This window comes from Bradyrhizobium sp. JYMT SZCCT0180 (assembly GCF_018130165.1).
GTDB lineage: Bacteria > Pseudomonadota > Alphaproteobacteria > Rhizobiales > Xanthobacteraceae > Bradyrhizobium.
The window spans coordinates 13,838-40,708 of the sequence record NZ_JAFCLZ010000014.1 but is presented as its reverse complement, the minus strand read 5'-3'; the positions used below and the strand labels follow the sequence as shown (position 1 = coordinate 40,708).

Below are 26,871 nucleotides of genomic sequence, written 5' to 3'. Positions count from 1 at the left end.
ACCCGACAGGCCCAGGATGCAAGACGACCAAGACGAGCGCGCGGGAAAAACCGATGGCGGTGTGAAGGATTCGCGACAACAGCGCTTGAAGGTGGCGCTGCGCGAAAATCTCAAGCGGCGGAAGTCGCAGGCGCGCGGGCGCAGCGACGAGGCCGCCGCACCTTCCGAAAGCGCCGATGTCTCCTTAGATGACGCAGGCGGCGAGAAGCCGGGCCGATAGCGGACAGGAAACTCCCGGCGGCTCGCCGGGTGGTCCGGGACATGCTCTCCGCAAGCTCTGAATTTTAATTGGGTGGCGAGATGAGTACAGACACCACGACAGCCGGTCCGGCGGCCGGCCAGGCTTCCTTCGCCTTTCCGCGCCACGAACAGACCTTCCCGACGCTGACGTCGCACGAAATCGAGCGCATGCGCCGGTTCGGCGAATTACGCAGGTTTGGGCACGGCGAAACGCTGTTCGAGACCGGCAAGCCCGGACCCGGCATGTTCGTGGTGCTGTCGGGCCATGTCGCGATCACGCTGCGCGACGGCCTCGGCCATGTCACGCCGGTTATCGATCAGTGCGTTGGACAATTCGTGGCCGAGATCGGCCAGCTCTCCGGCCGCGTCGCGCTGGTCGACGGCCATGCCGAGGGCGACGTCGAGACGCTGCTGATTCCGCCGGACCGGTTGCGGGCGCTGCTGATGGCCGAGGCCGACCTCGGCGAGCGCATCATGCGCGCGCTGGTGCTGCGCCGGGTCAGCCTGATCCAGGGCGGCGTCGGCGGCCCGGTGCTGATCGGGCCGGCCTCGCTCGGCGACATGGCGCGCTTGCAGAACTTTTTGACGCGCAACGGTCAGCCGCATCATCTGCTCGATCCCGAGAACGACAAGGACGCCGCCGATCTCGTCGAGCGTTATTCGGCCGCGCGCAGCGATTTGCCGCTGGTGGTGTGTCCTGACGGCACCGTGCTGCGCAATCCGTCAGAAACCTCGCTGGCGCTGGCGATGGGCATGATCACCAACCATGCGCATGACAAGCTCTACGATGTCGCCGTGGTCGGCAGCGGTCCGGCCGGGCTTGCCACCGCCGTCTATGCGGCGTCGGAAGGGCTGTCGGTCGCGGTGTTCGATTCCCGCGCCTTTGGCGGGCAGGCCGGGGCCAGTGCGCGGATTGAGAACTATCTGGGGTTCCCGACCGGCATTTCCGGCCAGGCGCTTGCCGGGCGGGCCTACAACCAGGCGCAGAAATTCGGCGCCGAGATGCTGATCCCGGTCTCCATCCGCTCGCTGGATTGCACGAAGCCCGATGGCCTGTTCGCGCTGGCGACCGAATGCGGGCAGTCGCTGAAAGCCAAATCGGTCGTGGTCGCGAGCGGCGCGCGCTACCGCCGGCCCGAGATCGAAAACCTCGACGCCTATGAGGGCCGCGGCGTCTGGTACTGGGCCTCGCCGATCGAGGGCAAGCTGTGCGTCGATCAGGACGTCGTGCTGGTCGGCGGCGGTAATTCCGCCGGACAGGCCGCCGTGTTTTTATCCAGCCATGCGCGGAAAGTTTACATGATCATCCGCGGCGGCGGCCTCGGCGCCAGCATGTCGCACTATCTCATCGAGCGCATCGAAGCGACTGACAATATCGAGCTGATCTTCAACGCCGAGGTGGTCGGCCTCGAGGGCGAGGATGCCTCGCTGCGGCGCGTGCGCTGGCGCAGCCGTCTGGCCCCGGACGAGGTGCAGAGCCTCGACATCCGCAATCTCTTTCTGTTCGTCGGCGCCGACCCTGCGACCGGCTGGCTCGAAGGTTGCGGCGTCAAGGTCGACCGCGCCGGTTTTGTTCTCACCGGCGTCCAAGGTGGCATCCAGGGCGGCCAAAATAGCGAGCGTGCGGTGCCGTTTCTGGAAACCACGGTGCCCGGCGTGTTCGCGGTCGGCGACGTCCGCTCCGGCTCGGTCAAGCGGGTCGGCGGCGCGATCGGCGAGGGCGCGCAGGTGGTGGCGGCATTGCACGGCTTTCTCGCCGATGGTTCGAAGCCGGCGCTCTAATCCGCGTGCGACTTTCGTCGATGCCGCGCATGACGGTTGTGCAATGGGCGCGTGTGGCAATTTTTTCTGCTGCATCGTAACGTGCGGGCGGGTTTCCAACGAAGGGGGCGCTTCATGATACTCGGTATGAGCACGGCGACATTTGTTCTCGTGCATGTCGTCATCAGTTTGATCGGGATCGTTACAGGCCTCATCGTGATGTTCGGAATGCTCGGCTCGAAGCGGCAGCCGGGGCTGACCGCGATCTTCCTGCTGACCACGATCCTGACCAGCGCGACCGGTTTTGTGATTCCGCCGCTGCTGTTCGAAAAATTCCTGCCGTCGCACCTGTTCGGCCTGATGTCGCTGGTGCTGCTGGCGATCGCCTGTTTTGCGCTCTACATCATGAATCTGCGCGGCGCCTGGCGCTGGATCTACGCGCTGACCGCGCTGGTGGCGCTCTATCTCAATGTGTTCGTGCTGGTGGTCCAGTCGTTCCTGAAGGTGCCGGTGCTGCACGCGCTGGCGCCGAGCGTGCCGCCGGCCGAGCCGCCCTTTGCGGTCGCGCAGGGCATCGTGCTGGTGTTCTTCGTGATCGTTATCATTGGTGTCATCCGGCGCTACCGGCCGGCATACGCCTGACGCTTTTGTCGTTCCGGGGCGCGCGATAGCGCGAACCCGGAACCTCGAGATTCCGGGTTCGACGCTTTGCGTCGCCCCGGAATGACGAACCAATCCAAAGGAGTCTCCCCATGCCCACGATCACAACAAAAGACGGCGTCGAGATTTTCTACAAGGACTGGGGCTCCGGTCAGCCGATCGTGTTCAGCCACGGCTGGCCGCTGTCGGCGGACGACTGGGACACGCAGATGCTGTTCTTCCTCCACAACGGCTTTCGCGTCATCGCCCATGACCGCCGCGGCCATGGCCGCTCTGCCCAGGTCGGCGACGGCCACGACATGGACCATTATGCCGACGACCTCGCGGCGGTGACGGCGCATCTCGATCTGAAGAACGCGGTGCATGTCGGCCATTCCACCGGCGGCGGCGAGGTGGTGCATTACATCGCCCGCCACGGCGAGAGCCGGGTGGCGAAGGCCGCGATCATCAGCGCAGTGCCGCCGCTGATGGTGAAGACGGCTGCCAATCCCGGCGGTCTGCCCAAGGATGTCTTCGACGGCTTGCAGGCCGCACTCGCGGCCAACCGCTCAGACTTCTATCGCGATCTCCCGTCCGGCCCGTTCTACGGCTACAACCGGCCCGGCGCCAAACCGTCGGAAGCCATCATTCAGAATTGGTGGCGGCAGGGCATGATGGGCGGCGCGAAGGCACATTACGACGGCATAGTCGCCTTCTCGCAGACCGATTTCACCGAGGACCTGAAGAAGATCAACGTGCCCGTGCTGGTCATGCATGGCGACGACGACCAGATCGTGCCCTATGCCGACTCCGCGCCGTTGTCGGCAAAGCTGCTGAAGAACGGCATACTGAAAACCTACAAGGGCTTTCCGCACGGCATGCCGACCACGGAAGCGGCGACGATCAACGCCGACCTGCTCGCCTTCATCAAGGGATGAGCCAGGCTCACCCTGCCATGAAGGTCATTCTGTTCGGCGCCACCGGCATGGTCGGGCAGGGCGTACTGCGCGAATGCCTGCTCGACGCCGGTGTCGAGCGCGTGCTGGTGGTCGGGCGCAGCCCGACCGGGCAGCAGCACGCCAAGCTTCGTGAAGTCCTGCACAAGGACTTTACGAATTTTTCCGCCATCGAATCCGATCTCACCGGGTACGACGCCTGTTTCTTCTGCCTCGGCGTTTCCTCGGTCGGCATGGACGCCGAGCGCTACCGGCATCTGACCTATGACGTCACGATGGCCGCGGCGAACACGCTGGTTCGGCTCAACCCGAACATGGTGTTCACCTACGTCACCGGCCGCAGCACGGATTCAACCGAACAGGGCCCGGTGCGCTGGGCGCGCGTCAAAGGCAAGACCGAGAACGATCTGCTCAAGCTGCCGTTCAAGGCCGCCTATATGTTCCGGCCCGCCGGCATCCAGCCGCTGCACGGCGTGCGCTCGAAGACAGGCTGGGTGAACGCGATCTATGTCGTCGCCGCACCGCTGCTGTCGTATCTCGCCCGCACCTCACCGAAGTTCATGACAACAAGCGAACAACTCGGCCGCGCCATGATCAAGGTCGCACGCGATGGCTATCCGAAGCCGGTGCTGGAGAGCGAGGATATCAACGCGGTCTGACGAATATGCATTCGTCGCACGTGCACGGGCTGCATGGTTCGAGACGCGCGAAGCCGCGCTCCTCACCATGAGGGATAAAACAACTCCCCATCCAGACGAAGAGACTAAATCCTCATCCCCGCGTGAGCGTAAGCTCATCGCTGGAGGAGCGGCCTCTTGGCCGCGTCTCGAAGGACGAGGCCCCGCTACAAGCCGCGCCTTCACTTCACCCCGGCACAAACGCCGTGCCAGTCGCATCCGTAATCACCCGCACCGGCGCGCCGTAAAGCGCTTCCAGCTGCGCCTGCGTCAGGATTTCCTTGGTCGGTCCTTCGGCAATGCGCTCACCGCCGCGCAGCAGGTAAGCGCGGTCGGCGGCGCGCAGCGCATGGTTGGGATCGTGGGTGGTGAACAGCACGCCGAGGCCGGAAGCGGCCAGCGCGCGGATCTCGCGCATCACCTTGCCCTGGTTACCGAAGTCGAGATTGGCGGTCGGCTCGTCCAGCACGATGAATTGCGGCTCCTGCGCCAGCGCCCGCGCCAGCAGCACCAGTTGTCGCTCGCCGCCGGAGATCATGGTGTAGGGCCGGTTCGCCAGCGCTGCGATCCCGAGCCGGTCGAGCATGGTTACCGCGACCATGCGATCCCTTGCCGTCGGCCGCGCGAACAGGTCGCCATGCGCGGTACGGCCCATCAGCACCACGGCCTCCACCGTGAACGCAAATGTCGCGACGTGGGTCTGCGGCACATAGGCGATCAGGCGCGCGCGTTCGCGGATCGAGCGGGACGACAGGTCAGCGCCGTCGAGCCGAACCTCGCCCGCTTTCGGCGGCAATAATCCGAGCAGGGTCTTCAAGAGCGTGGTCTTGCCGCCGCCATTGGGTCCCAGCAGTGCCAGCACCTCGCCGGTCTCCATCCGGACATCGAGCGAGGTGCCGACCACGCGGTCCGGATAGCCGATCGTGAGCTTGTCGCCCTCGAGGATCATGACCAGTTCTTTTGCACGCTGGCGAGCAGCCAGATGAAGAACGGCGTCCCAATCACGGCGGTGAGGATGCCGAGCGGAATTTCGACCTGCGCCATGGTGCGGGCCAGCGTGTCGATCAGCAGCAGATAGCCGCCGCCGAGAATGGCCGCCGCCGGCAACAGCCGCGCGAAATCGGGTCCTACCAAAGATCGCGCCAGATGCGGCACGACGAGGCCGACCCAGCCGATGATTCCGGCGGTGGCGACGCTGGCCGAGGTGACGAGGGTCGCCGCAGCGACGATGGCGATGCGCAGCGGCCCGGTGGCGACGCCGAGCGCGCGCGCCTCTTCCTCGGGGAGCGACATCACGTTCATGCGCCAGCGCAACGCGACCAGTACGGCGGTGCCGAGCGCGACCGGGCCGAACAGCGGCAGCAAGTCAGCGATCCCGGTCGACGACAGGCTGCCGAGCAGCCAGAACGTCATGGCCGGAAGCTGGTTGTAGGGGTCGGCGAGATATTTCACGAGGCCGACGCCGGCGCCGAACAGCGAGCCGACCACGACGCCGGTCAATACCAGCACCAGGATCGGATCGCGCGAGCGCACCGCAGCCCCGATCACATAGACGATCGCGACCGCGATCAGCCCGCCCACGAATGCGACGGCCTGGATCGCGAATATACCGAGCGACAAATAGATGCCGACCACGGCGCCGAGCGCCGCCCCCGACGATGCGCCGAGAATATCGGGGGAGACCAGCGGATTGCGAAACAAGCCCTGAAACGCGGTACCGGCGACCGCGAGTGCCGCACCCACCAGCATCGCCGCGATCACGCGCGGCCCGCGCACCTGGAAAATGACGCTTTCGACCGCGGGATGAACGTCGGCGCGGTGGCCCGCCAGCTTCGCGTAGAGCACGCTGAGGAGATCGCCAAGTCCCACCGGATAGCGGCCGACGGTGAGCGCCAGCAGCAAGCCCGCGATCAGCACCGCGATCGCGATCGCAAATCCCGGCACGGCGGATCGGACATTGTTCATGCGGCCGAAGCTAGAGCCTTTCTCGCTTCGATAAAATCGAAACGGGGCTCTAGATTGTTTTTTTGACGCGTTTTCTTCACGCGAACCGGGCGCCACCGCGGACGAAGATCGGCACTACGGCTTCGCCGTTGTGCTATGACGAGCCATCTGAAGCTGCGGCGAACCTCACAGACATAAGCTCGAACTCCCGGAAACACTACGCCGCTCGTTTAGCGTTGCGCCGGATCGATGCTTTCTTGGGCGGTGGCAACAGCAAGTCGGCTGATACGCGGAAGCGGGCACGCAACCTCTGAACCATCGCCATGCTCAGTTCCTTCCTGCCTCGCAGGACTTCACTAACTCTGCTCGGTGTGCCCAGGATCGGCACCATGTCGGCGCGCGTGAGGTTGTGCTGATCCATAAGGTGCCGGATTAGTTCTGCGGTGCTCGACGGACGGCGAGGCCACCTGCGCGCCTCATAGGCGGCGATCAGCCGCGCTTGTGCCTCCAGCCGCGCGATGTCGGCTGGGTCATCCGAAGTCCAGAGACGATCTACCAGTGCGCGAGCACGCGCGAGCTCCGCGTCGCTGTCGATCAAGATCATGGTTGCGTCCATTTACACTGTCTCCGCGTCTATCTCGTCGTATTCCGCGTGCGTCCCAAAGAACCGGATCGCCAAAACGCCTGCTTGGTACTGCAACCGGGCGATCAGTCGATAATCATTGCCCTTGATGTTGAACACGACCCGGCCAGCCTTCAAGATGCTAGCCTTGGGGTAGGACGCCTTCACCTCTTCTGGATTGCTCCATTCGGCACGAGCGACGATATCCAGCCACGCTCCGTATTGCGATCGTGCGGCTTTGATCCCTTCATGGCCGGCATGAGCGGCAAGGTAGCTTTCGACCACATCCGTCCCAACAACGATCATCAATGAAGCGTAGCACGAAATTCCAAAAATTGGAAGGCCGCGATTGGCATCCGAGATGCTCTGCTAATCCCGGCCCGCAAGTACATGGTCGATTTGCGCCGCCGTCGGGGTAACATGATAGAAGCGGGAATAGAAATCTGCTGTCAGCGTGCGCAGGTCTTCCGGAAAGCGCTCGGGGTAAAGCAGCTTGGCGAGCCACCACAGCCCGATCAGGCGGTTGACCGAGGGCGGAAAATCCACCCAGCCGAACGGCATCTTGGGTGACAGGTGCACGCGGTTGTCCCTGACGGCCTTGACCGACGCCCAGGCAGCATCGCTCCGCACATTGGCGGCGAACTCCTGGTCGATGGTCACGATCACATCGGGATTCCACACCAGGACCTGTTCGATCGAGACATTGGCGAGCCCGCCCTGGGTTTCGCCCGCGACGTTGCGGCCGAGCATTTCAATGGTCTCGACATTGATCGAGCCGCCGAGCCCGGTCGAAAGTCCGCGCGGCCCGCGCGCGTAATAGACTTTTGGGCGGTCGCCTGCTGCGACCGGCGCGACGCGATCGAGGATGGTCTTCAGCGTGTCTTCGGCATAGCGCGCGAGTTTCTCGGCATCTTCAGTTCGTCCGATCAGTTCGCCGAGCGTACGATAGGTGCCGGCGATGCCGGCGAAGCGGCCGTCCAGCAGCGCGTAGGGAATCCCGGTCTGCTCCTGAACTTTTTCCGCCAGCGAGACGAAGGTGGCGCTGGTCGATCCGACGTCGAGGATCAGGTCGGGCTTGGCCGCCAGCACGGTTTCGAGATTGGCGGTGTTGCCGCGGCCCGTGATGCGACCGACTTCCGGCCGCGCGCAGATATCCGGCAGCATGTAGGCGCATTCTTCAACCCGGTTGGCGCGCGGCCAGCCGATCAAAAGGTCCGGCGCCAGCGTGTAGAGCAGGATCGCCGCCGGCGGCCCGGCGGGAAACACGCGCGCCACCTTGGCCGGGATCGGCACCGCGCGTCCCGCGGCGTCCTTGGCGGTCGCCGCGAACGCACGGCGCGGCCCGATCAGGGCCGCGGCCGACAAACCCGCAAGTAGCGCGCGGCGGTCGATCAATCGACACCCACCATCACGTCGCTGGCCTTGATCACGGCGGTGGCGGCTTTGCCCTTTGCCAGTTTGAGATCGTCGACCGCTTCATTGGTAATCGACGCGGTGACGGTGACGCCGCCGCCGATGTCGATCCGGACATGCGACGTGGTCGCGCCCTTGACGATTTCGGTGATGGTGCCCTTGAGCTGATTGCGTGCGCTGATTTTCATGGGAGGCTCCGTGTTGGTGGCAGGCCTGGCGCCGAACTGTCGTGACAGCCAATGCTCCGTGTTGCTGACTCACCATAGCAATTCAGAATACAGCGGTCTAACCGGCCTGGAATCCTGCAACCCCATCAAATAGCCGCAAATTGCAAGGCTTTTGCCATTGGGGTTTCGCGGCCCCCATACGTTCTACATAACAAAGGGGGGTGGCATGGACCGCATTCGGATTGTCGGCGGAAGCCCACTCAACGGCACCATCGCGATTTCGGGCGCGAAGAATGCCGCGCTGCCGCTGATGATCGCGGGGCTGCTCACCGAGGAAACCCTTATTCTCGACAACGTGCCGCGGCTCGCCGATGTCGCGCAGCTGCAGCGTATCCTCGGCAATCACGGCGTCGATATCATGTCCGCGGGCAAGCGGCCCGGCGACCGCGAATATCAGGGACAGACCCTGCATATTTCGGCGGCTGATGTCATCGATACGACCGCGCCTTACGAACTGGTGTCACGGATGCGCGCCAGTTTTTGGGTGATCGCGCCGCTCCTGGCACGGATGCACGAGGCGAAGGTCTCATTGCCGGGCGGCTGCGCGATCGGCACGCGGCCGGTTGACCTGCTGATCATGGCGCTGGAGAAACTCGGCGCCGAGATCACCATCGACGCCGGCTATGTGGTCGCCAAAGCGCCCGGCGGCCTGCGCGGCGCGGCCATCGATTTCCCCAAGGTGACGGTCAGCGGCACCCATGTCGCGCTGATGGCGGCGACGCTGGCCAGGGGCACGACCGTCATCGACAACGCGGCCTGCGAGCCCGAGATATCAGACGTTGCCGATTGCCTGAACAAGATGGGCGCGCGGATCACCGGCGCCGGCACGCCGCGCATCGTGGTCGATGGCGTCGAAAAACTGCACGGCGCGCGGCATACCGTGCTGCCCGACCGCATCGAGACCGGCACCTATGCGATGGCGGTGGCGATGACCGGCGGCGAGGTGCAGCTCGCCGGCGCACGGCCGGAGCTGCTGCAATCGGCGCTCGACGTGCTGACCGAGGCGGGCGCCGTCATCACCGTCAACAAGGATGGCATAAAAGTTTCCCGCAACGGTGCGGGGATCAAGCCGGTCAACGTGTCGACCGCGCCGTTCCCGGGCTTCCCGACCGATCTGCAGGCGCAGCTGATGGCGCTGATGGCCTGCGCCGGCGGCTCCTCGCAGATCACCGAAACCATTTTCGAGAACCGCTTCATGCATGTGCAGGAGCTGGCGCGGTTCGGCGCGAAGATTTCGCTCGACGGCGAAACCGCCACCATCGACGGCACCGCGAGCTTGCGCGGCGCGCCGGTCATGGCGACCGATCTGCGCGCGTCGGTGTCGCTGGTCATCGCCGCCCTTGCCGCCGAAGGCGAGACCATGGTCAACCGGATCTATCATCTCGACCGCGGTTTTGAGCGGCTGGAGGAAAAACTGTCGGCCTGCGGCGCCTCGATCCAGCGCATCAGCGACTGACGTGTCTCCGGCAAAAGCATGTCCTCGGACTTGACCCGGGATGGGAACCGGCTTTTGCGGCTAGGCTACGCCCAAATTAAAGGTAAAGTTGGCGCATGGGTTCGCCTGAACAGCTCAAACTGATCGCGCTCGACGCCGATGATCTCTCGGTGATCTCCGCGCATGTCCAGGATGCCCGGGTGCAGGCTTCCGACATCGTTTGGCGACAGGACGAAAAGCGCCTGGTGGTCGGCATGAACCGGCTCGACTGGGAACAAACGCTGTCCGGCGGCACCACCCCGCGGCGGACGATCGCAGCATTGCGCTTCGACCGGGTGCTGGCCTGCAAGTCGCGCAACATCGATCTGGATGCGCCGGACGCCGTGCTGGAACTGGTCGGGATCGAATTCCACCCCGGCGAGGCCCCCGGCGGCAGCGCCTTGTTGCTGTTCAGCCATGGCGGAGCGCTGCGGCTGGACGTCGAATGCCTGGAATGCGAGCTGACCGACCTCGGCGCCGACGACCTCGGCACCAGCGATATCGGCATCGCGCCGTCGGACGCTTCGTAGGGTGGGCAAAGGCGCTTTTCGCGCCGTGCCCACCACATTGGGGCAGATTCTCAGCCTTTCCCCGAGTTAGGTGGGCACGCTTCGCTCTGCCCACCCTACGGGGCCGGCCCGACCCTTTGAACCATCCGGCCAGGGCGGACTCAAAGGGTTGACGGCCATGGGCCGCCGCGCCATTGAGCATAGGCCCGCAAGCCTCCACAGAAAGCCACCATGCCCATTCGCCTGGACAGAAGCAGCGCCGATTTCGACCAGCGCTTTGGCGCCTTTCTCGGCGCCAAGCGCGAAGCGTCCGCCGATGTCGAGCGGGCCACCCGCGCCATCGTCGATGACGTGGCCGCGCGCGGCGACGCCGCCCTGCTCGAGGCGACCCGCAAATTCGACCGGCTGGATATCGCAGCCAGCGGCCTGCGCGTCACCGCTGATGAGATCGCCGCCGCGACCAAGGCCTGCGACAGCGCCACGCTGGATGCGCTGAAATTCGCGCGCGACCGGATCGAGATGTTCCATCGCCGCCAACTGCCCAAGGACGAGCGCTTCACCGATGCGCTCGGCGTCGAGCTCGGCTGGCGCTGGAGCGCGATCGACGCGGTAGGCCTTTACGTGCCCGGCGGCACGGCGGCGTATCCGTCCTCGGTGCTGATGAATGCTGTGCCGGCCGCGGTGGCCGGCGTGCCGCGCGTGGTGATGGTGGTGCCGTCGCCGGACGGCAAGCTCAACCCGCTGGTGCTGGCGGCAGCTGAGCTTGGCGGCGTCTCGGAAATCTACCGCGTCGGCGGCGCGCAGGCGGTGGCGGCGCTGGCCTACGGCACCGCAACGATCGCGCCGGTGGCAAAGATCGTCGGCCCCGGCAACGCCTATGTCGCTGCCGCCAAGCGGCAGGTGTTCGGCAAGGTCGGCATCGACATGATCGCCGGCCCCTCCGAAGTTCTCGTCATCGCCGACGACACCGGCAATGCCGGCTGGATCGCGGCTGATCTTTTGGCGCAGGCCGAACACGATGCCAGCGCGCAGTCGATCCTGATCACCGACAGCGAACGTCTCGCCGCCGAGGTCGAACAGGCGGTGGAAGCGCAGCTCGTCACGCTGCCGCGCGCGGAAATCGCCCGCGCCTCGTGGCAGGATTTCGGCGCCATCATCATGGTGAAAAAGCTCGACGACGCCGTGGAGCTGGCGAACGCCATCGCGGCCGAGCATTTGGAAATCATGACCGCGGACGCCGAAGCGCTGTCGGCAAAGGTCCGCAACGCCGGCGCGATCTTCCTGGGGGCCCATACGCCCGAGGCGATCGGCGACTATGTCGGCGGCTCCAACCATGTGCTGCCGACCGCGCGCTCGGCGCGGTTCTCGTCGGGCCTCGGCGTGCTAGACTTCATGAAGCGCACCTCGATTCTCAAATGCGGGCCGGACCAGTTGCGCGCGCTGGGACCCGCCGCGATGACCCTGGGCAAGGCCGAAGGTCTCGATGCCCATTCACGCTCGATCGGATTGCGCCTCAACCTGTCATGACCAAGCCGCCCGCAGAGGAAGACCCGCAGAACCGCATTGTCGCGGTGACGCTCGACGAGGAATCGATCGGGCGTTCCGGGCCCGACATCGAGCATGAGCGCGCCATTGCGATCTACGACCTGATCGAGCAGAACCTGTTCGCGCCTGATGGGGCCGACAGCGGCCCGTTCACGCTGCACCTTGCGATCACCGGCAACCGGCTGATGTTCGACATCCGCCGCGAGGACGGCACGCCCGTGGTGGCGCATCTGCTGTCGCTGACGCCGTTCCGGCGGATCGTGAAGGACTATTTCATGATCTGCGACAGCTACTACCAGGCGATCCGCACCGCGACGACCGACAAGATCGAGGCCATCGACATGGGCCGCCGCGGCATCCATGACGAGGGCTCGCGCACGCTGCAGGAGCGGCTGAAGGGCAAGGTGCGGATCGATTTCGAAACCTCGCGGCGGCTGTTCACGCTGATCTGCGTGCTGCACTGGAAGGGGCAGGACGCATGACCCCGAAAAGTGCGAAGCGGTTTTCGGATCAGGTCATGCGTCAAATAAAGCGCGGGATCCGACTTTCGGAGAGGCTCGCGCCCCGAACAAGAGAAGACTGACCGCATGGACGCGCCGCCCCGCGCGCGCAATCCGCAGGCCGTATTGTTCTCATGCGGCCTGAACAGCGTGCGTTCGCCGATGGCGGAAAGCCTGCTGCAGCAGATGTTTCCGCAGGCGCTCTATGTGAAATCCGCCGGCGTCAAGAAGGGCGAGCTCGATCCGTTCGCGGTCGCGGTGATGGCCGAACTCGGCCAGGATATTTCCGGCCACAAGCCGCAGACGTTCGAGGAACTCGAGGATTGGGAAGGGCTCAATTTCGACCTCATCATCACGCTGTCGCCCGAAGCGCATCACAAGGCGCTGGCGCTGACGCACACGCTGGCCGCCGACGTCGAATACTGGCCGACGCCGGATCCGACCGACACCGAAGGCAGCCGCGAGCAGAAACTGCAAGCCTATCGCGACGTCTGCGACGGCCTCTCGCTGCGCATCCGCCGGCGGTTTTCAAAGGTGGGCGCGGCGAGCGGGTGAAGATTGGTGTTGATTGGCGTTCCCCGGATGCAGCGCAACACGGAGTGTTGCGCTGCTGTTCCGGGGTCCATCTTTGCGGGGAGCGTGGGTCCCGGCTCTGCGTCGCAACACTTCGTGCTGCGCCGCGTCCGGGACACGAGCCTCTCGCAGGGGCGACTTAGATAGTGAAGCCACCACAACCACTTGCCACCCGGTTGTGAAAACCACGCCCTTCCGATAGGTTCCGCGCGCATTCGCCCCTCGATTCCTCTGCCTCCCAAAAATCAGCATGCTTGGCCGACCCAAATTCGTTCTTGCCTCCGGTTCGCCGCGACGGCTCAGCCTGCTCAACCAGGCCGGCATCGAGCCCGACGCGCTGCGTCCCGCTGACGTCGACGAGACCCCGAAGCGGGGCGAGCTGCCGCGCGCCTGCGCCAATCGCCTGGCGCGCGCCAAGGCGGATGCTGCGCTGAAATCCGTGCAGCTCGACGACGAGCTGCGCGGTTCCTTCATCCTCGCCGCCGACACCGTGGTCGCGGTCGGCCGCCGCATCCTGCCGAAGGCGAACCTGGTCGACGAAGCCTCGCAGTGCCTGCGGCTGCTGTCGGGCCGCAACCATCGCGTCTACACGGCGATCTGCGTGGTGACGCCGAAGGAAGCCTTTCGCCAACGCCTGATCGAGACCCGCGTGCGCTTCAAGCGGCTCAACGAGGACGACATCCAGGCCTATATCGGCTCCGGCGAATGGCGCGGCAAAGCCGGCGGCTATGCGGTGCAGGGCATCGCTGGATCGTTCGTGGTCAAGATGGTCGGCTCCTACACCAACATCGTCGGCCTGCCGCTCTATGAAACGATCACGCTGCTCGGCGGGGAAGGTTTTCCGATCCGCTTCGGCTGGTTGAATGCCAGCTGACCCGCCCAAAGATGCGGGCCAGGAAACGGGCAAGGATGCCGGCCAGGCCGAATCGGGCGTGTCGAAACCGGCATCGGAGCCTTCATCGAAGCCTTGCCCGGAATGCGGCAAGCCCGCCGAAAATCCCAAAACCCTGCCGTTCTGTTCCCCGCGCTGCCGCGACGTCGACCTGAACCGCTGGCTCTCCGGCCGCTACGTCATCCCCGGCAAAGAGAATGAGGCAGAAGACGAGGAGTAGGGGCGATCTTTCCCTCTCCCGCTTGCGGGGGTCGAGACGAGCGGAGCTCGCTCTTAGGGTGCCGAGCAAAGCGAGGCGGGTGGGGGCTCTCTCCACGAGTCGCATCGCGGAGAGAGCCCCCACCCCAACCCTCCCCCGCAAGCGGGAGAGGGAGCCGAGTCCCTTCGCGGTGACACCAAATACCGCTTAATTCCCAACAATTTGGCGGATAAGTCACAAACGGGCCGCGCCCGGCGAAGCCAAAGGCGAAGCCGGGTGGACACGGCCCTCTCGCCCCACTATAAACCGCCCGCTCCGGGCCGTTTTCGCCCCGCAGTGCCCAGGTAGCTCAGTTGGTAGAGCATGCGACTGAAAATCGCAGTGTCGGTGGTTCGATCCCGCCCCTGGGCACCATTTTACAGAGAAAATCATAATAAAATCAAAAAGATAGTGTGCGATACGGAATCACGTTACACACTTGTTTCCACAGTGTAATGCGTGATGAACCGCCGCGCCCTAAGCCGGCAGCCAAGAACAAAACCCAGCGCTTGGCCGAGCTTCTGTCGTCCGGAGAGAGATTTCAGAGCAGCCAGCTTCTCCGCACCGGCGGGTGTCATGCCGCGATCTACGCTGCCAGCCGGCGCTTTGGCGTCAGACCGCGCTGGGCGGTACTGCCGGGCGCGCTGGCATGATCGCATGCACGGGTCAGAGCCGCCGGATAGCTTCGACGGTGCGGAAGACCCGAGCCGTCGTCTTGGAATCACAAAACGCGCCGCGCCGGAAGAGACTATACGAAACGCTAATGCGGTTCGGTCATCCTACATGGAGGAACGACGAGCCGACGCCGCCGCCGAGCGAAAAACAGAAGCGGCCGACGTATGCCGAAGAACTGGCGACGCTGTATCCCGATGGCGACTTCGCCGTCCGTCCGGTCAAGGCGACGCGATACGGCCGTCAGCAACTTCGAACCTGGACAAATAGTGTCACGGCCGACAAGACATCTTCGCGGACGGTTTCGGTTATCCGTACGTCGCTTGAACAGGCGCTCGGTGTCACATTTGACGCCGAGAAGGGTAGCCATTTCTTCAGATCGACGCTGGTGCAGACGCTGTTCTATGGTGTCTTCTCCGCGTGGGTTTTATGGGCCCGCTAAGTGCCGCGCTCTTCTCCAAAATTTGACTGGAAGCTCGCGACTTGGCATCTCACGGTTCCGTTCATCCGTTTCAGCAAATTGCGAGTTCCGCACATTTGCAGCCGCTTCATCTGGTCGAGGTGCTCGATTGGACTGCTGCAACCCTCAATCGGGTAGACCCCGACGGGTTCTTCAAGCGGTTCAACAGTTCTTTTATGAGCCATTCCTCGAAGCTTTCGATCCCGAACTGCGCAAGGAACTCGGAGGTTGGTATACGCCAAACGAGGTCGTCACCTACATGGTCGCCCGGGTGGACAAGGCGATGCGCGAAGACTTGAATATCGAGGACGGGCTCGCGTCGGATCGCGTATTCGTACTCGACCCCCCTGCTGCGGCACGGGCGCATTCCTGGCCGCCGTGCTGAAACGCATCGAAGCGACGTATGAAGCGAAAGGGCTTGGCGGTCTTAAAAGTCAAATGGTAAAGAAGGCGGCGCTTTCGCGCGTCTTCGGCTTTGAGATCATGCCGGCGCCGTCGTGGCGCATCTCCAAGTAGGCCTCTCCGCCGACACGACTCGGACTGCTTTCGATCGAAGAGTTAAACATTGCGGTCCATGCGCTGTCCCGCGCGAACTAGCCGATCCGCGAGACCTTCGACGTCGTTAATAACTATCTGATTCTGGAACGCATTTACGCCTACATGCTTGCCAATCAATTCCAGACGGCGCAGTCGATCGCTAAACTTGATCTTCTTCACCAGACCGACTTGCTTGCGATCTTCGCCATAGCCTTCGAACAGTGCCTCGACTTCAACACCAACGACCAATCCTTGCCGCCAAATTTCTGGCCATGCCTCGATCGGCTTGAGATCGCCCGCGTCCGTGTAGAGATCGGCGAGATCGGCATCGGCTTCCAGCACAAGGCGCTTCAAGACCCAATCGGCATCGATTTCCGTTCGGTCGGAGCGCGCAAGCTTTGCCGCGTCGATCGCGGCCTTGATGCCGGTCTGACCGAGCAGAATGTGCCCCTGCTGGTTTGCTGTCTTTTTCGAGTATCCGGCCCGGATCGCGGCTTTGCCGGCGCACATGTCGAGAAGGTACTCCTCGACAAATCGCCGTTGCTTGGGCGTCAGGACCGGCATGACCGGCATGGGTGCATCGGGTGACATCACGTCCGACGCATATCCCTCGAATGGTTGCCGCCACCAGTCGATCAAGTTTTATCAACGTCAGGCCGTCTGAGGTTTCGTAGGTTTATGAGGTTGTTTCACCTCCCTTCCATGAACTGTCATGTATGCACGGGTATATAAGCGGCTCTACTGACAGTTTCCGCGTTAGGGTTGATAGAAACCTCAGAAACCTCAGAAACCTCAGATAGGTGGAATTCTAGGACGTGTACTCGTATATGCGCGATGTCCGCTTCTAGGGGTGAAGCAGACTTCCCCAAGCAACTCCGGGACGGCGCCTTTTGACGGCGGGTTCAACTGATCAACGCAACACTCTAATCCTTGTCCAAAGATGGAGTGTGGTCATGAAACAGCGGCGTCGCATCTATTACTCGGCAGCGCAGCGGTCAGAGATCTGGGATCGCTAGCAGGCTGGGGAGCCGATGAGTGCGATCGGGCGCTGGTTTGACCGGGAGTCTTCTTCTGTCTTCTCGGTAATCTCGCCAAAGGGCGGAATCCGTCCTCCAGATCGCCGCCGTTCCAAGTGGACACTCAGTCTTCTGAACGAGAGGGAGATTTCTCGATGGCTCAGCATGCGCCGCTCATTGCGTTCAATTGCGCTCCACTTGGGACGATCTGTGTCAACTATCAGCCGTGAAGTCCATTGTAATGGCGGGGCGGACCGCTATCGAGCTCCCCGGTCCGATCAGGCTGCCTGGGATAGGGCGCGGCGCCCCAAGCTTTGCAAGCTGGCTTGCCGTCCGTTCCTGAGGCGGACAGTATCGACCTGGCTGCGGCGGCAATGGTCACCGGAGCAAATTGCCGGCTGGCTCAAGCGCACATATCCGGGGGAACCTCAAAAGCAGGTGTCACACGAGACGATCTATCGGAGCCTGTTCGCGTGCTGAAAAAGGAGCTTCTTGAGCACCTGAGGGCGAGGCGCACGGTCCCCCGATCCAGGCACGCCAGAACGGGCTCGGCCAGATCAAGAATGCCGTATCCATCAGCGAACGACCGCCGTCAGTTGAAGATCGTGCGGTCGCAGGCCATTGGGAGGGCGACCTGATCGGTGGATCGGGGAATAGTTATGTCGCAACGCTTGTCGAGCGCCATTCGCGCTACGTGATGCTGGTCAAGGTTGCGAATAAGGACACCGAAAGCGTCGTCTCCGCGCTGATCAAGCAATCGCTAAGATTGCCCAGTGAACTGTACCGGTCGTTGACCTGGGATAGAAGGAACTCGCGGACCATCAACGCTTGACATCATTCTGCGAACTTCTCAGCCGGCGTAGAGCAAGGTCTTTGTCGGCCGTTCATTGAGCTGCCTTGCGATGGCACTGAGCTTAACCTGGCTGTGCAAGGACAGACCGGTGCCGCGCGGAAGGTATTGGCGCAGCAATCTGTTGGTGTTTTCGTTTGATCGCGCTGCCAGGGAGATCGAGGATCACAAAAGTAGACCTCGACCTCAGTGGTTGAACCCGCCACCCCAAGCGGACATTCGGCATGGTCTGCTGCTTTATAGGTAGGCCGTATAAGAATTGATAATAGGATCGAGGCGAGCAGACCGATCACGCCAGCGTTGCCGGCAATGGCGGTGACGCTGCCTGACATGCCTAGGTGAAGCGACTCGCGGCTAATCCCGTCAGGGATCGAGATAACCGCGGGAAACACCGTCGCCCCGCCGAACGAGTTGGTGCGCGCCAGCTCGCCCGACGTCGCGATCTGCCCCTGGCCGATGCCTCTGGGAATGGCGATGACCTTCGCGTGAAAGATGCGGTCCGGGACGTTGTCGAAAACGATATCGACGTCCACGCCCTCCTTGATGGTCTGGAAGCCGTTCTGGGAAAACATCCCGACCAGCGTGATCTCTTTCTCGACGATGAACGACATCGCCGAGCGCGCCTGCAGCGCCCGGTCGCCGACGGTCAATGCGACCACGGTGACATAGCCGTCCCTCGGCTCGGCGGCATTCGTTGACGGCCACTCCGCAAGTCCGACCGACGGCCGGACCAGAGTCTCCTGCTGGCACGATACGGACCAGCCGTACCGCCCGCCGGATGTCTGCTTTGAGGGGTAGAACGGAGGTCCGCGTTGGCCAGTTCGACTTCTGAGTTTGACCCGAAGCAGACATTTTCTCTGCTAGGATCGGTAAGATGGTCAGCGACCATCCTTACCGCAAAGTGAGCCGGATGCGATATTGGCTGAATTTGATCATTATGAGTGCGTTGGCGGCCATTGTCGTTGCTGTCCCATATGTCACGTATCGCCTTATCGATCCGCTGCCGCCGCGTCGCTTCGCCATCGCGGCTGGGGCGGCAGGATCGGGGTACGATAACTATGCGAGGCAATACGCTCGCATACTCGCGCGCCATGGTGTCGAGCTGGAGATCCGAAATTTTGCCGGCGCCATTGAAAATCTTGATCAGTTGCGCGATGCCACCTCCGGGGTGCAGGCTGCCCTTACTACTTTCGGCGTCACACAATCATCGGATGCCGGCACCTTTTATTCGCTGGGTGGGGTGTTCGATGCCGCAATATTCATTTTCTACAAAAGCACGGAGCCTGTTACGCTCTTTGCGCAGTTGAGTGGCAAGCGCCTCTCCATCGGCATGCCAGGAACCGCCCTGCGATTGGCTATGCTAGAAATTCTCAAAGCCACCAATGCGTTGGATGCTTCGACCCAACTATTGGATCATCCCGATTACACACGAGCAATCGACGCATTGATGGCGGGCGAAATCGACGTGCTGGTCATTCCACAGCAGGATCTCAACCGCGTGCAGGATACGCTCGACGCACCTGGCGTTCGGCTAATGAGCGTCGCGCAGGCTGAAGCCATCGCTCAGACGATCCCCGGTCTCAAGCACGTAGTGCTCTGGCGAGGTCTCCTTGACCTAGGCCGAGACATCCCGAATTCAAACGTGGATATGCTCGCTTCCCGCAATAGAATGTTGGTGCGCAAGACCCTTCACCCAGCGTTGCAATATTTGCTGCTGGAAGCGATGCGCGAAGTCCACTGGCCCGCAGGCTCGTTCAATCGCCTCGGCGAGTTTCCGGCCGAGCAACCCAGTGATTTGCCTCTTTCTCCAACGGCAGAGGCCTTTTACCGGTATGGCCCGACCTTCTGGCAACGCTACACGACGTTCTGGCTCTCGTCGCTCCTCAACCGGATAGCATTCTTTATCATTCCAGTCATTTTGACGATTATTCCGCTGGTCGGCTTCGCGCCTCGCATTTATCGGTGGCTCCACGTTCGTCGTATCGACCAATTGCACCGCGCTCTGGGGCACTTGGAACGGGAGCTTGCCCAGAAGCCGGATGCAGCATCCCGGGAGGCCGAGTATCTGCAACGAATGGCCAAGATCGAAGCCGACGTGCGGTCCCTATCGGTTTCGCGTGCATTCGAGGTTGATCTGCAGCGGCTCAAGGCGCACTTGCGGATGGTACAAGAAGAAGTTCGCCAAGTGGGCGCGTTTTCTTGAGAGCATGTCTGCTCTTGGCACTTTTGAGACATGCCGACCGTCTCTGATGATGTCCGTTAATTGGGATAGACCGGAAGTGGTTGGCTATGGGTCAGACCAACGCGAATCAACGAATTCGGACCTATCAGCGGTCCGAAGAGCCATTAGAGTTCGGGTGGCCACGTGAACGATGTAACAAGGGGCAAGCCATGAAAATCGATGGACGGTGTCACTGCGGCTATGTGTCATTCGAGGCTGAAGCCGATCCTGAAACTACGACAATGTGCAACTGCACGGACTGTCAGACAATGAGCGGCGCGCCAATGCGAGCGGTCATTATCGCGCGGCCAGGCACGTTCGTGCTGTTATCGGGCAAGCCCAAGGAATACCTGAAGACAGCCGATAGCGGAGCGGTCCGCCCGCAAGCATTTTGCCCACAGTGCGGCACGGCGCTCTACTCCACTTCAGTTGGTGATGACCCAAAGCCTTACAACGTCCGGGTCGGCGTACTTCGCCAACGCTATGAACTAGCGCCGCGCCGACAGTTATTTGTTCAATCGCAGCAGGCGTGGGTCTACGACCTCAATTCGATCACCAAGTTTGAAAAAATGCCGCCGCCGTCGCGGTGACCGCTCCTATTGGCACCTTTCAACATGCCCGCCTATCCTGAGAATGTCCGTTCACCGTGGTAGACCGGAAGTCGCCGTGATCCGGTCAAACCGACGCGAATGACCCATTTTGGAAGTGAACTGATCGTCCAGACCTGTTTCTGGGCTACCTCCCGGCCTTTCAGACTGCTAGGTTCTGCCGGAGCCACTTTGTCGTGACGGTGGAGCTATCGGCATGAGACGGCGTGAGTTCATTACGCTTCTTGGCTGCGCGACGGCACTGCCGCTCAACGCGCGTGCACAGCAATCGGGTCGGGTCCGCCGCGTCGGGGTTCTCGTATTATACAATGAAGATGATCGGGAAGGTCAGCTTCGAGCGCGAGCCTTTCAGGAAGGGCTTCAAGCGCGTGGCTGGGTTATCGGAAGCAATCTTGTTATCGATTTTCGTTGGGGTGTAGGCGACCTCGATTGGATACGCTCGAAGGTAAATGACTTGATGGACGCCACGCCGGAGGTGATCCTGGCAAATAGCGACCAAATGGCCCGCGCTGTTCAGTCGGTTTCAAAAACAATACCGATTGTGTTTATCGGTGCGAGTGACCCAATTGCTCAGGGCTTCGTCCGGAGCCTCGCACATCCCGGCGGCAATATGACCGGGTTCAGTATCCTAGAGCCCAGCCTCGGGCCAAAGTGGATCGAAATACTCAAGGAGATTGCGCCGCAGGTAAAACGGGTGGCTGTACTTCTTAATTCTGAGAATGCAGGTTCACTGCTTCTGTTCCGCTCGTCTGCCGACGCGGCAAATAAATTTGGCGTGGAAGTATTTTCAACTCAAATCCGCAAACCTGCAGAGATTGAGGCCGCCTTCGAGACGCTCGCAAGGGAAACCGCCATTGGCTTCATTCTTCCACCTGATCCGTCCATCGCGGCACATCGCAAATTGATCGTCGAGATGGCCGCCCGGTACCGAATACCAGGTGTGTATGCTCTGCCTAGCTTTGCCGCCGAGGGGGGCCTGATCTCATACGGCATCATTATTCCAGAGGTATTCCGACAGGCGGCTGATTATGTCGACCGCATACTCCGGGGCGACAAGCCCGGAGACCTTCCCGTCCAGCGCCCAACAAAGTTTGAGTTGACCATCAATATCAAGACCGCGCAGGCGCTTGGTCTGACTGTTTCGCCAACGCTTCTCGCTCGCGCCGACAGGGTAATCGAATGAAGCGGCCACTTCCGGTGTTGGCACGAAGCGGAAGAGCCGAGCCGATCTGGCGATGTCCGTTCACCGTGGTAGACCGGAAGTCGCCGTGATCCGGTCAAACCGACGCGAATGACCCAACCCGGACATTCCACTAGCCCAGTAGTAGACCCCTATGCTTTGATGTTAGGGTTGAACAGACCGACTGCGGGAACATCCCTTGGCGGCGAGTGGGTAGAATGGCCATTCGTTGCGATTTGCGTGATCCTGCATCGTCCGTTTTTGCATAGTCAGCCACGACCATTCGGATGATATTTATTGCGTCCCGCCCCCGCCCGGTGCGCCACAACGTGGAGCTTCGCCATGAAAGCCATCACACGAAGAACTTTTGCCTGCGGGATTGCCGTGCTCCCGGCACTGCGCTTGACCGCAGCCCACGCCCAGGCCGGCGTCACCCCCGTTGAAGCGCGGGCCATCGCAAAGGAGGCCTACGTCTATGGCTTCCCGATGGTAGACAACTATCGCATCCAGCACGCCTATTGGGTGGATCGCACGAACCCGGAATACAAGGGGGGCTTCAACCAAGTCTGGAACGCTTCACGTCTCTTTTCGCCGGCGGACACAGCGATTCAAACGCCCAACTCGGATACGCTTTACTCCATGATCGGCGGTGACCTGCGTGCCGAGCCACTTGTCCTCACTGTGCCGGCGATGGAGAAGGAACGGTATTTCAGCGTCCAGTTCATCGATTACTACACTTTCAACTTCGACTACGCCGGCACTCGCACGACCGGCAACGGAGGCGGTACCTTTCTGCTCGCAGGGCCAAGCTGGAAAGGCGAGATCCCAAAGGGCGTCGATAAGGTTTTTCGCTCGGAGACTGAACTGGTATTCCCGGCGTATCGCACCCAGCTCTTCAACCCTGCCGACATCGAAAATGTGAACAAGGTTCAGGCCGGCTACAAGGTGCAGACGCTATCCGCATTTCTCGGGCAGCCCGCACCAAAGGCCGCACCGGCGATCGATTTCATCAAGCCGCTGACGCCGGATCAGGAGAAAACTTCGATCGAGTTTTTCAATATCCTGAACTTCGTCTTGCAATTCTGCCCGACGGTTCCGTCCGAGGTAGAACTCAGGGCGCGTTTCGCGAATCGGCGTGGGCGCGGGAAAGACCGTGAATGTGAGCTCGCCCGAGATGAAAACGGCCATCGAGCAAGGCATGGCCGATGCGTGGAAGGAATTGGGAGACTTCGAGCGGACCGAGATCAACACCGGCAAGGTAACCCCCGCCAATCTCTTCGGCACCCGGGAATTTCTGAAGAACAACTATCTCAATCGTTGGACGGGCGTCGTTCTCGGCATCTACGCCAACTCCAAGGCTGAGGCGCTGTATCCGATCTACAGGGTGGATGCCGCGGGAGAGAAGCTCGACGCTTCGAAGAACCGCTACACGCTGCGGTTCGCTCCGGGTCAATTGCCGCCGGTCAACGCGTTCTGGTCGCTGACCATGTATGATTTGCCGCAGAGCCTGCTGGTGGCCAATCCGCTCAATCGCTACCTGATCAACTCGCCAATGCTACCGAACCTCAAGCTCGATGCCGACGGCGGGCTGACGATTTACATCCAGCGCGAATCCCCCGGTGCCGACAAAGAGGCCAACTGGCTGCCGGCACCGAAGGAGCTATTCTGGACGGCCCTGCGCCTCTACTGGCCGAAGGAAGAGGCGGTGGATGGCAAGTGGAAACATCCGCCGCTGAATCGGGTGACATAAGGCGGCAGCCTCAAAGCTACGTCTGGGTTTGGCGGCGGGCTCAATTGGTCAGCGCAACACTCTAATCTTTTAGCAAAGATGGAGTGTGGACATGAAACAGCGACGTCGCATTTATTACTCGGCGGCCCAGCGATCAGAAATCTGGGATCGGTGGCAGGCCGGCGAGCCGATGAGTTCGATCGGACGCCGATTTGACCGGGAATCCTCGTCGGTCTTCTCAGTGATCTCGCCGACCGGCGGCATCCGTCCTCCGGATCGGCGCCGTGCCAAGCAGACGCTCAGCCTTTCTGAACGAGAGGAGATCTCTCGATGGCTCAGCATGCGCTGCTCGTTGCGGTCGATCGCGCGCCACTTGGGACGATCTGCGTCGACCATCAGCCGTGAAGTCCAGCGCAATGGTGGGGCGGATCGCTATCGGGCTGCGGGGTCCGATCGGGCCGGGTGGGATAGGGCGCGGCGCCCCAAGCTTTGCAAGCTGGCTTGCCGTCCGTTCCTGAGGCGGACAGTATCAACCTTGCTGCAGCGGCAATGGTCACCGGAGCAAATTGCCGGCTGGCTCAAGCGCACCTATCCGGGGGAACCTCAAAAGCAGGTGTCACACGAGACGATCTATCGCAGCCTGTTCATTCAGGCCCGCGGCGTGCTGAAAAAGGAGCTTCTTGAGCACCTGAGGGCAAGGCGCACGGTCCGCCGATCCAGACATGCCAGCATGAAACGAAACGGGCTCGGGCAGATCAAGAATGCCGTGTCCATCAGCGAGAGGCCGGCATCTGTTGAAGATCGCGCCGTGCCGGGCCACTGGGAGGGCGACCTGATCGGCGGGTCCAGGAATAGCTATGTCGCAACGCTTGTCGAGCGTCATTCGCGCTACGTGATGCTGGTCAAGGTCGCGAACAAGGATACTGAAAGCGTCGTCTCGGCGCTGATCAAACAATCGCAGAGACTGCCCAGTGAACTCTACCGGTCGCTGACTTGGGACAGAGGTAAAGAGCTTGCCGATCACCAGCGCCTGACACTGGCCACCGAGGTCGAGGTCTCGGTCTCCCTGGCAGCGCGGCTCAAACGAAAACACCAACAGATTGCTGCGCCAGTATCTTCCGCGTGGCACCGATCTGTCCTTGCACAGCCAGGCCAGGCTCAGTGCCATCGCAAGGCAACTCAATGAAAGGCCGAGAAAGACCTTGCTCTATCAGACGCCGGCTGAGAAGTTCGCAGAATGTGTTGCAGCGATCGGTTGAACTCGCCGCACTTTTCGGACATGCCGCGATGTCCGAGTTGAGTCCGCTTTCGGGGGCACAGCGGAAGTTGGCCTTCGGGGCTGTCAGGGCAGCTTTTGACCCATTTGGGACATTGGCCCTAGCCGAAGGGCAACGCATTATGGTTTGATAATGTCGGACGGATCTACTGATCTCGGGGAGCAGTTATTGCCCGACAATCGCGTGATACGGCGGCTTGCGGCAATTTTGGCGGCGGATGTTGCCGGATACAGCCGCTTGATGGGTCGCGACGAAGAACGCACGCTCGCCGATCTGAAATTAACCCGAAAGACGCTTGTCGATCCCGAGATCGCCTCGCACCGTGGTCGCATCGTCAAGACCACCGGCGATGGCATGCTGGTCGAGTTCGCCAGCGCCGTGGATGCGGCACGATGTGCGGTCGAAGTCCAGCGCGGCATGGCCAAGCAAAACGCCGACGTGCCACAGGATGTCAGGATCGAATTCCGCGTCGGCATTCATGTCGGCGACATCATCATCGACGACAATGATATTTTCGGCGACGGCGTCAATATTTTGGCGCGCCTTGAGGGGATTGCGGAGTCCGGTGGAATATGCATCTCGGACGATGCTTACCGCCAAATCCGTGGCAAAATTGATTTCGCATTCGACGATATGGGATCGCAGAACCTGAAAAATATCGCCGAGCCGATGCGAGCGTGGCGCCTTCGGATTGACGAGAATTCCTGTTCGCCAACGGCGGCGAAACCGCCGAACGAAAACGCTCGACCGCTCGCGCTCCCTGACAAGCCTTCCATCGCCGTGCTTCCATTCCAGAACATGAGCGGCGATCCAGAGCAGGAATATTTTGCCGACGGTATGGTCGAGGACATCATCACCGCACTGTCCCGTTTCAAGGCGCTGTTCGTCATCGCCCGCAACTCGAGTTTCACGTACAAGGGGCGCGCCGTCGACGTAAAGCAGGTGGGGAGCGAGCTTGGGGTGCGCTACGTGTTGGAAGGGAGCGTTCGCAAAACGGCAAACCGAGTCCGTATCACGGGACAACTCATCGATGCCGCCACTGGGATGCATCTTTGGGCGGACCGGTTTGATGGAGGGCTCGGCGAAATCTTCGATCTGCAGGATCAGGTGACTGAGAGCGTTGTCTGGGCGATCGCGCCTACCGTGGAAAAAGCCGAGATCGAGCGTGCCAAGCGCAAACCGACCGAGAGTCTCGACGCCTATACCCTCTATTTACGCGGTTTGGCTAGGCTTTATCAGTTTGCTAACCGGCAAGCGAACGACGAGGCGTTGCGCCTGTTCTACGGTGCGATTGAGCTCGACCCAGATTTTGCGTCCGTCTACAGCCGCGCCGCCCTTTGCTATGCCGGCGCCAAGGCCTATGGCTGGATTTCAGGCACAGGGAGCGAGATTGCGGAAGTGACGAGGCTCGCTCAGTTGGCGGTTGAGTTGGGCAAAGATGATGCGATGGCGCTTGCCTTCAGCGGCGGGGCGTTAGCGTATGTTGCTCGCGATCTTGAGAGGGGCGCCGCCTTAATCGATCGCGCGCTTGTGCTCAATTCCAATTTGGCCGAGGCGTGGATTTGCGGTGGTTGGGTAAAAAATTGGCTCGGAGAGCCGAAACTGGCGATAGAGCGTTTTACTCATGCCATGCGCCTGAGCCCCCTTGATCCGATGGTTTTAGACATGCGAAACGGGACCGCTCATGCGCAGTTCTTCCTGGGCCGCTATGACGAAGCGGCATCGTGGGCGGCAATGGCCTTGCAGGATTTTGCAGATTATCAACCTGGATTACGGATCGGCGCCGCAAGCAATGCGATAGCGGGACGGATCGAGCAAGCACATAAGGCATTGACTCGGCTGCGACAGCTGAATCCCACGCTACGTGTTTCCAATCTCAAAGAGGTGCTAGGCCCTTATCGGCCCGAAGACCTCTCGCTGTACGAGGAGGGGTTGCGCAAAGCCGGGCTGCCCGAATGACCGTCGCGGCCAGGTGCTCGCCCGTGGCGACGAGGTGATCGAACGAGAGCGGCGACTTCCGCCTTTGGCACGAACCGGACCAAACGGGCCGGTCCGTTGATGTCCGTTCGCGGGGGTAGACCTGAAGTGAGCGTCGCACGCTCAAAGTGACG

The 26,871-nt window shown here is 61.8% G+C and carries 26 protein-coding genes, 1 tRNA gene and 4 pseudogenes; 23 read left to right on the top strand and 8 right to left on the bottom strand.

The genetic code is table 11. The annotated features are described in order from the left end of the window. Positions 1-16 precede the first annotated feature (16 nt). The 5 genes from JQ641_RS20910 (at position 17) to JQ641_RS20890 (ending at position 4,255) form a co-directional block, all read left to right on the top strand. Positions 17-220, top strand: coding sequence for a hypothetical protein (locus JQ641_RS20910; protein WP_211997848.1), 204 nt, complete (start codon positions 17-19; stop codon positions 218-220). Positions 221-300: 80 nt separating this feature from the next. Further along, on the top strand, positions 301-2,022 hold the full coding sequence (locus JQ641_RS20905) for an FAD-dependent oxidoreductase (protein ID WP_211997847.1): 1,722 nt from the start codon (positions 301-303) through the stop codon (positions 2,020-2,022). A 114-nt stretch (positions 2,023-2,136) separates the two neighbouring features. After that, the gene (locus tag JQ641_RS20900; protein ID WP_211997846.1) at positions 2,137-2,643 is read left to right on the top strand and encodes a hypothetical protein; all 507 of its coding nucleotides are present in this window, start codon (positions 2,137-2,139) and stop codon (positions 2,641-2,643) included. A gap of 110 nt (positions 2,644-2,753) precedes the next feature. Then, a complete protein-coding gene (locus JQ641_RS20895) occupies positions 2,754-3,578 on the top strand; it encodes an alpha/beta fold hydrolase (protein ID WP_211997845.1) in 825 nt (274 codons plus the stop codon). Positions 3,579-3,595: 17 nt separating this feature from the next. After that, complete coding sequence (locus JQ641_RS20890) at positions 3,596-4,255, top strand: NAD-dependent epimerase/dehydratase family protein (protein WP_211997844.1); 660 nt, start codon at positions 3,596-3,598, stop codon at positions 4,253-4,255. Positions 4,256-4,460: 205 nt separating this feature from the next. On the opposite strand, the gene JQ641_RS20885 is transcribed toward JQ641_RS20890, so the two are convergent. From JQ641_RS20885 to JQ641_RS20860, 6 genes are all read right to left on the bottom strand, one after another. After that, positions 4,461-5,222 (bottom strand): ABC transporter ATP-binding protein, encoded by a 762-nt coding sequence (locus tag JQ641_RS20885; protein WP_211997843.1) that lies wholly within the window; start codon positions 5,220-5,222, stop codon positions 4,461-4,463. Further along, entirely contained in the window at positions 5,219-6,238 is a 1,020-nt protein-coding gene (locus JQ641_RS20880; protein WP_211997842.1) for a FecCD family ABC transporter permease, read from the bottom strand. The genes JQ641_RS20885 and JQ641_RS20880 overlap by 4 nt, the downstream gene beginning before the upstream one ends. A 196-nt stretch (positions 6,239-6,434) precedes the next feature. After that, the gene (locus JQ641_RS20875) at positions 6,435-6,833 is read right to left on the bottom strand and encodes a helix-turn-helix domain-containing protein (RefSeq protein WP_211997841.1); all 399 of its coding nucleotides are present in this window, start codon (positions 6,831-6,833) and stop codon (positions 6,435-6,437) included. Then, the gene (locus tag JQ641_RS20870) at positions 6,834-7,145 is read right to left on the bottom strand and encodes a type II toxin-antitoxin system HigB family toxin (RefSeq protein WP_211997840.1); all 312 of its coding nucleotides are present in this window, start codon (positions 7,143-7,145) and stop codon (positions 6,834-6,836) included. A gap of 63 nt (positions 7,146-7,208) precedes the next feature. Beyond that, positions 7,209-8,234 (bottom strand): iron ABC transporter substrate-binding protein, encoded by a 1,026-nt coding sequence (locus tag JQ641_RS20865; RefSeq protein ID WP_211997839.1) that lies wholly within the window; start codon positions 8,232-8,234, stop codon positions 7,209-7,211. Then, on the bottom strand, positions 8,231-8,440 hold the full coding sequence (locus JQ641_RS20860) for a TOBE domain-containing protein (protein WP_211997838.1): 210 nt from the start codon (positions 8,438-8,440) through the stop codon (positions 8,231-8,233). The genes JQ641_RS20865 and JQ641_RS20860 overlap by 4 nt, the downstream gene beginning before the upstream one ends. Positions 8,441-8,645: 205 nt before the next feature. Between JQ641_RS20860 and murA the strand changes: the two genes are divergently transcribed. The 10 genes from murA (at position 8,646) to JQ641_RS20810 (ending at position 15,858) form a co-directional block, all read left to right on the top strand. Continuing rightward, on the top strand, positions 8,646-9,935 hold the full coding sequence (murA, locus tag JQ641_RS20855) for a UDP-N-acetylglucosamine 1-carboxyvinyltransferase (protein ID WP_211997837.1): 1,290 nt from the start codon (positions 8,646-8,648) through the stop codon (positions 9,933-9,935). A gap of 95 nt (positions 9,936-10,030) precedes the next feature. Further along, complete coding sequence (locus JQ641_RS20850) at positions 10,031-10,483, top strand: DUF2948 family protein (RefSeq protein WP_211997836.1); 453 nt, start codon at positions 10,031-10,033, stop codon at positions 10,481-10,483. A gap of 210 nt (positions 10,484-10,693) precedes the next feature. Further along, positions 10,694-11,989: a histidinol dehydrogenase gene (hisD, locus tag JQ641_RS20845; protein WP_211997835.1), complete on the top strand. Its 1,296-nt coding sequence runs from the start codon at positions 10,694-10,696 to the stop codon at positions 11,987-11,989. Beyond that, positions 11,986-12,489 (top strand): UPF0262 family protein, encoded by a 504-nt coding sequence (locus JQ641_RS20840; RefSeq protein ID WP_211997834.1) that lies wholly within the window; start codon positions 11,986-11,988, stop codon positions 12,487-12,489. Before hisD ends, JQ641_RS20840 begins: the two co-directional genes overlap by 4 nt. A gap of 105 nt (positions 12,490-12,594) precedes the next feature. Next, complete coding sequence (locus JQ641_RS20835) at positions 12,595-13,062, top strand: arsenate-mycothiol transferase ArsC (protein ID WP_211997833.1); 468 nt, start codon at positions 12,595-12,597, stop codon at positions 13,060-13,062. Between the two features lie 268 nt (positions 13,063-13,330). Further along, the gene (locus JQ641_RS20830; RefSeq protein WP_211997832.1) at positions 13,331-13,954 is read left to right on the top strand and encodes a Maf-like protein; all 624 of its coding nucleotides are present in this window, start codon (positions 13,331-13,333) and stop codon (positions 13,952-13,954) included. Between the two features lie 58 nt (positions 13,955-14,012). After that, the gene (gene yacG / locus JQ641_RS38025; protein ID WP_349628600.1) at positions 14,013-14,192 is read left to right on the top strand and encodes a DNA gyrase inhibitor YacG; all 180 of its coding nucleotides are present in this window, start codon (positions 14,013-14,015) and stop codon (positions 14,190-14,192) included. 317 nt (positions 14,193-14,509) lie between these two features. Beyond that, positions 14,510-14,585, top strand: a tRNA-Phe gene (locus tag JQ641_RS20820). Between the two features lie 388 nt (positions 14,586-14,973). Beyond that, positions 14,974-15,324, top strand: coding sequence for a hypothetical protein (locus JQ641_RS20815; RefSeq protein ID WP_211997830.1), 351 nt, complete (start codon positions 14,974-14,976; stop codon positions 15,322-15,324). A 396-nt stretch (positions 15,325-15,720) separates the two neighbouring features. Continuing rightward, complete coding sequence (locus JQ641_RS20810) at positions 15,721-15,858, top strand: hypothetical protein (RefSeq protein WP_211997829.1); 138 nt, start codon at positions 15,721-15,723, stop codon at positions 15,856-15,858. Between the two features lie 42 nt (positions 15,859-15,900). On the opposite strand, the gene JQ641_RS20805 is transcribed toward JQ641_RS20810, so the two are convergent. Next, positions 15,901-16,518: a terminase small subunit gene (locus tag JQ641_RS20805; protein WP_249150579.1), complete on the bottom strand. Its 618-nt coding sequence runs from the start codon at positions 16,516-16,518 to the stop codon at positions 15,901-15,903. Positions 16,519-16,910: 392 nt separating this feature from the next. On the opposite strand from JQ641_RS20805, the gene JQ641_RS38895 reads away from it, so the two are divergent. Further along, positions 16,911-17,375, top strand: coding sequence for a helix-turn-helix domain-containing protein (locus JQ641_RS38895; RefSeq protein WP_211997828.1), 465 nt, complete (start codon positions 16,911-16,913; stop codon positions 17,373-17,375). Continuing rightward, positions 17,372-17,700 (top strand): annotated as a pseudogene (locus tag JQ641_RS38890) (IS30 family transposase); the annotation flags it as partial. The gene JQ641_RS38895 and the pseudogene JQ641_RS38890, both read left to right, overlap by 4 nt. Positions 17,701-17,745: 45 nt before the next feature. Here JQ641_RS38890 and JQ641_RS20790 read toward each other — a convergent pair. Next, positions 17,746-17,930: pseudogene (locus JQ641_RS20790) on the bottom strand (transposase); the annotation flags it as partial. A 689-nt stretch (positions 17,931-18,619) separates the two neighbouring features. Between JQ641_RS20790 and JQ641_RS20785 the strand changes: the two are divergent. The 6 genes and pseudogenes from JQ641_RS20785 (at position 18,620) to JQ641_RS20760 (ending at position 26,719) form a co-directional block, all read left to right on the top strand. After that, on the top strand, positions 18,620-19,948 hold the full coding sequence (locus JQ641_RS20785; RefSeq protein WP_211997827.1) for a TAXI family TRAP transporter solute-binding subunit: 1,329 nt from the start codon (positions 18,620-18,622) through the stop codon (positions 19,946-19,948). 188 nt (positions 19,949-20,136) lie between these two features. Then, on the top strand, positions 20,137-20,556 hold the full coding sequence (locus JQ641_RS20780; protein ID WP_211997826.1) for a GFA family protein: 420 nt from the start codon (positions 20,137-20,139) through the stop codon (positions 20,554-20,556). 214 nt (positions 20,557-20,770) lie between these two features. Continuing rightward, positions 20,771-21,757 carry an ABC transporter substrate-binding protein gene (locus JQ641_RS20775; RefSeq protein ID WP_211997825.1) on the top strand — a complete coding sequence of 329 codons (987 nt, stop codon included), beginning with the start codon at positions 20,771-20,773 and terminating at the stop codon, positions 21,755-21,757. A 339-nt stretch (positions 21,758-22,096) separates the two neighbouring features. Then, positions 22,097-23,504 (top strand): annotated as a pseudogene (locus tag JQ641_RS20770) (DUF1254 domain-containing protein). A gap of 91 nt (positions 23,505-23,595) precedes the next feature. Beyond that, positions 23,596-24,742 (top strand): annotated as a pseudogene (locus tag JQ641_RS20765) (IS30 family transposase). A 150-nt stretch (positions 24,743-24,892) separates the two neighbouring features. Then, the gene (locus JQ641_RS20760) at positions 24,893-26,719 is read left to right on the top strand and encodes an adenylate/guanylate cyclase domain-containing protein (protein WP_211997824.1); all 1,827 of its coding nucleotides are present in this window, start codon (positions 24,893-24,895) and stop codon (positions 26,717-26,719) included. Positions 26,720-26,871 lie beyond the last annotated feature (152 nt).